Annotated in this window: 5 protein-coding genes and 1 pseudogene; all 6 read left to right on the top strand. The window is 38.5% G+C overall.

Annotation, left to right across the window (positions count from 1 at the left end):
* Nucleotides 1–180 (top strand): annotated as a pseudogene (locus ES765_RS21960) (ferritin); the annotation flags it as partial.
* 126 nt (nucleotides 181–306) lie between these two features.
* Complete coding sequence (locus ES765_RS21305) at nucleotides 307–1,059, top strand: PRC-barrel domain-containing protein (RefSeq protein WP_138116521.1); 753 nt, start codon at nucleotides 307–309, stop codon at nucleotides 1,057–1,059.
* Between the two features lie 80 nt (nucleotides 1,060–1,139).
* Nucleotides 1,140–1,571: a hypothetical protein gene (locus ES765_RS21300; protein ID WP_138116519.1), complete on the top strand. Its 432-nt coding sequence runs from the start codon at nucleotides 1,140–1,142 to the stop codon at nucleotides 1,569–1,571.
* A 19-nt stretch (nucleotides 1,572–1,590) separates the two neighbouring features.
* Nucleotides 1,591–2,574: an NADP-dependent oxidoreductase gene (locus ES765_RS21295; RefSeq protein WP_138116517.1), complete on the top strand. Its 984-nt coding sequence runs from the start codon at nucleotides 1,591–1,593 to the stop codon at nucleotides 2,572–2,574.
* A gap of 49 nt (nucleotides 2,575–2,623) precedes the next feature.
* Complete coding sequence (locus ES765_RS21290) at nucleotides 2,624–3,259, top strand: SDR family oxidoreductase (RefSeq protein ID WP_138116515.1); 636 nt, start codon at nucleotides 2,624–2,626, stop codon at nucleotides 3,257–3,259.
* Nucleotides 3,260–3,295: 36 nt separating this feature from the next.
* Entirely contained in the window at nucleotides 3,296–3,718 is a 423-nt protein-coding gene (locus tag ES765_RS21285; protein WP_138116513.1) for an organic hydroperoxide resistance protein, read from the top strand.

Genomic DNA, 3,718 nt, shown 5'->3' with positions numbered 1-3,718 from the left:
CAATGGTTTGTGAAGGAACAGACAGAAGAAGAAAATCTTGCTATCAGTTTATTAGATAAAATTAAAATTGCAGGCGGTGAAAAAGCCACAATAGATACACTGTATTTATTCGATAAAGATTTAGAAAATACTCCGGATGATTCAAGATTAGCGCAGGAAGCAACAACTGCTAATCCTTAATAAATAGGCTATAGGATTGGTAAAAGGCTTGGGCTTTTCATTAATCATTTGGATGAATGTTCTTATGAAACCTGCTTAATCGCAGTGATGAACCAAGTAATTAAAGCAATATGAAATAGTAGTAATATGAAACGAAGCATAAACAGTTTATTAGGCTACACCATTAAAGGAATGGATGGTGAAATTGGAAAAGTAGAGGAATTTTATTTCGATGACCGCACCTCAACCATCCGTTACTTGGTTGTAAAAACAGGAGGATGGCTTTCCGAAAAAAAAGTTTTGATTTCGCCAGAAGCATTTCAAAAACCTGAATTGGAATCAAAAACATTTTCTGTAAATCTTACCCAAGAAAAAATAAAAAACAGTCCTGATATTGACACTGATAAACCCGTTTCGCGTAAGCAGGAAGAGTTGATGCGCGGATACTACTCGTGGCCCGGCTATTACGGAAACGGAATGTACGGATACCCGGGGTTTGGTATGTGGGGCTATCCGCTAGTTGAAGTAAGGGGAACAGAAAAGGAAATGATACAAAGGAAAGCGAAAGAGCATGCGGCTGACAATTCGCATCTGCGAAGCACTGACGAAGTAACAGGTTATACTATTCATGCAACCGACGGTGACATAGGCGAAGTAAAAAATTTTATAGTTGAAGATGCAACATGGAAAATCCATTTTCTAGTTGTGGAAACCGGCAACTGGTTTTCGGAAAAAAAAGTACTTATTTCTCCACAGTGGATTAAAGATGTAAAATGGGAGGAGCAGAAAGTTACTATCAATCACTCAAAGGACGGAGTGAAAAACAGTCCCGAATATGATTCTTCACAACCGATAAATGACACCTATGAGAATTCACTCAATGATTATTACGAAAAATAAAATAATAACTTGAACGAAATTGCATGATTGGTTTAGTGAAGAAATCAAAAGATTTGTTTGTGAAGAATTTTTAAGAGATTATGATAAAAAACTTGAAAACGACAACAACTCAAAACATCTTCAGCATATTACTTGCACTATTTATGATTTATGCAGGTTTTAGTCACCTTACTTTTAACAGGGTTGATTTTCAAGCGCAAGTTCCAGATTGGGTGCCGCTGAGCAAAGACCTAGTGGTGATTTTGTCTGGTATTTTAGAAATTACACTGGGACTAGGATTAGCGCTTTGGAAAAATCAACGGGTGAGATTTGGTTGGGTGCTGGCGCTCTTTTTTATTTTGGTCTTTCCTGGAAATATTGCCCAATATCTTGATAAAAAAGATGCTTTTGGTACTTTAGATTCCGATAGCGCACGATTAATCAGGCTTTTTTTTCAACCTGTTCTTATAGCTTGGGCTCTTTGGTCATCAGGCGCCTGGCAATCATGGAGAAATTCCAAAAAAGGAACATAATCAGAAAATAATAATTGATATGAAAGCACTACAAATATTAAAATACGGCGAACTCAAAAACGGATTATCTTTCAGCGAAACCTCAAGACCATCAATTAATGCTACGGATATTCTTATTGAAACCAAGGCGACAGGACTCAATCCTATCGATTATAAACTGGTGAGCGGCGGCCTAAAAGATATGGTGCCTTTGAACTTGCCCAGCACCATAGGATTTGACGTAAGTGGGGTGATTCTAGAGAAGGGCGCAGACGTAAACGGCTTTGAAGTAGGTGATGCGGTATATGCTCGAGTGCCTCAAAATCAGATGGGCACAGTAGCAGAATATGTTGCTGTTGACAGCACAGTAGTTTCGAAAAAGCCAGAGAACATTTCGTTTGAAGAAGCGGCTGGCTTGCCATTAATAGGTCTTACCTCTATTCAAGCTTTGGAGCGTGTTGGTCTCAAGGAAGGTGACCGTGTGCTTATCCATGCTGGATCAGGTGGAGTAGGTAGCTTCGCTATACAATATGCCAAGACCAAAGGAGCCTATGTTTATACAACCACCAGCACCAAAAATGTGGAATGGGTGAAAGCGCTTGGTGCTAACCGTGTCATCGACTACAAAAAGGAAGATTACAAGTCCATAGTTTCGGATTTAGACATTGTGTTTGACACGCTAGGAGACGACTATACGCTGGAAGCATTTCAAATTATAAAAGTTGGTGGAAAAGTAACAAGCATTGCCAGTGTTCCCGATGAGGAAACAGCTGCTATGATGGGTATGAAAGGCTATCAACTGCCTGAAAAATTTTCCAAACTGATTGATGCAAAGTCAGCCAATTATAAACTCACTTGGATGCAGCCCAATGGTGAGCAGCTAGATACTATATCTGCGATGGTGAAAGACGAGAAAATCAAGCCTATAACTGATAAGGTATATCCTTTTGAAGATGGTATTGAGGCCTACTTATACTTAGCTACGGGAAGAGCCAAAGGGAAAGTGATTATCAACTTTTCTTAAGCGGTTTAATAGGGTTGACCAAATTATTAATTTCTAATAAGAAGAAAATATGACTAACGAAAAACAAAATATAGTAGTAGCCGGCGCGAACGGCACCACGGGAAGAATCATTATTAATTTATTAAAAGAATCTGAAAACTATAGGCCAATTGCCATGGTCAGGAAACAAGAGCAAAAAGACCATTTTGAAAAGACCAATGTTTCAGTGGTACTTGGCGATTTGGAAAAAGATGTAAACCATGCAGTAAAAAATGCAGATAAAATAATTTTTGCAGCAGGATCCAAGGGTAAAAATGTGACGGGAGTAGATCAAGAAGGTGCAAAACGACTAATTGATGCTGCTAAAGATGCTGGAGCAAGAAAGTTTGTTATGTTAAGCTCTATGGGAGCCGACAACCCTTCTGTGAGTGAAGAAATGGAAGACTATTTAAAGGCAAAACAAAATGCCGATGAGTATCTAAAAGCCAGTGGCTTGAACTATACGATTGTCAGACCTGGTTCACTAACGGATGAAGAAGGCACGGGCAAAATTCAGCTAAATAAAAAAATTGAAAGCTTTGGGAAGATCACAAGAGCAGATGTTGCCAAAACACTCGTAGAAGTATTAGAGGACGGTGTCATGCAAAATCAGGTTTTCGAAATATTGGCAGGGAAAACGCTCATTGAAAAAGCCATTACTCTCTAATAAATAGGAATAAATAACACATTAAATATAACAATAATGAAAGCAATATACACAGCAGAAGCAACTGCAACAGGTGGTCGAAATGGCCACGTAAAAAGTAATAATGATATTTTGGACCTACAAGTAAAATCGCCTAGAGCAATGGGCGGAGCAAATGACGATTATGTAAATCCTGAGATGCTTTTTGCTGCAGGATATTCAGCATGTTTCGACAGTGCCTTAAACTTAGTTATTACACAAGGTGTAATAGAAACGGGCGAAACAAGCGTAAATGCAAAAATAAGCATCGGCCGAATCAAAAACGGTGGTTTTGGTTTAGCCGCAGAATTAGTAGTAAATATTCCAGAAGTAAACTTAGAACAAGCCAAAGATTTGGCAGAAAAAGCACATCAAGTATGTCCTTACTCCAATGCTACACGTGGTAACATTGAAGTTGAATTAACTGTAACCAATAATTAA

The organism is Maribacter sp. ACAM166, assembly GCF_005771495.1.
In the GTDB taxonomy this organism is placed as follows: Bacteria; Bacteroidota; Bacteroidia; order Flavobacteriales; family Flavobacteriaceae; genus Maribacter.
The sequence above is the reverse complement of the archived record's forward strand: the minus strand, read 5'-3'. Positions and strand labels throughout refer to the sequence as shown.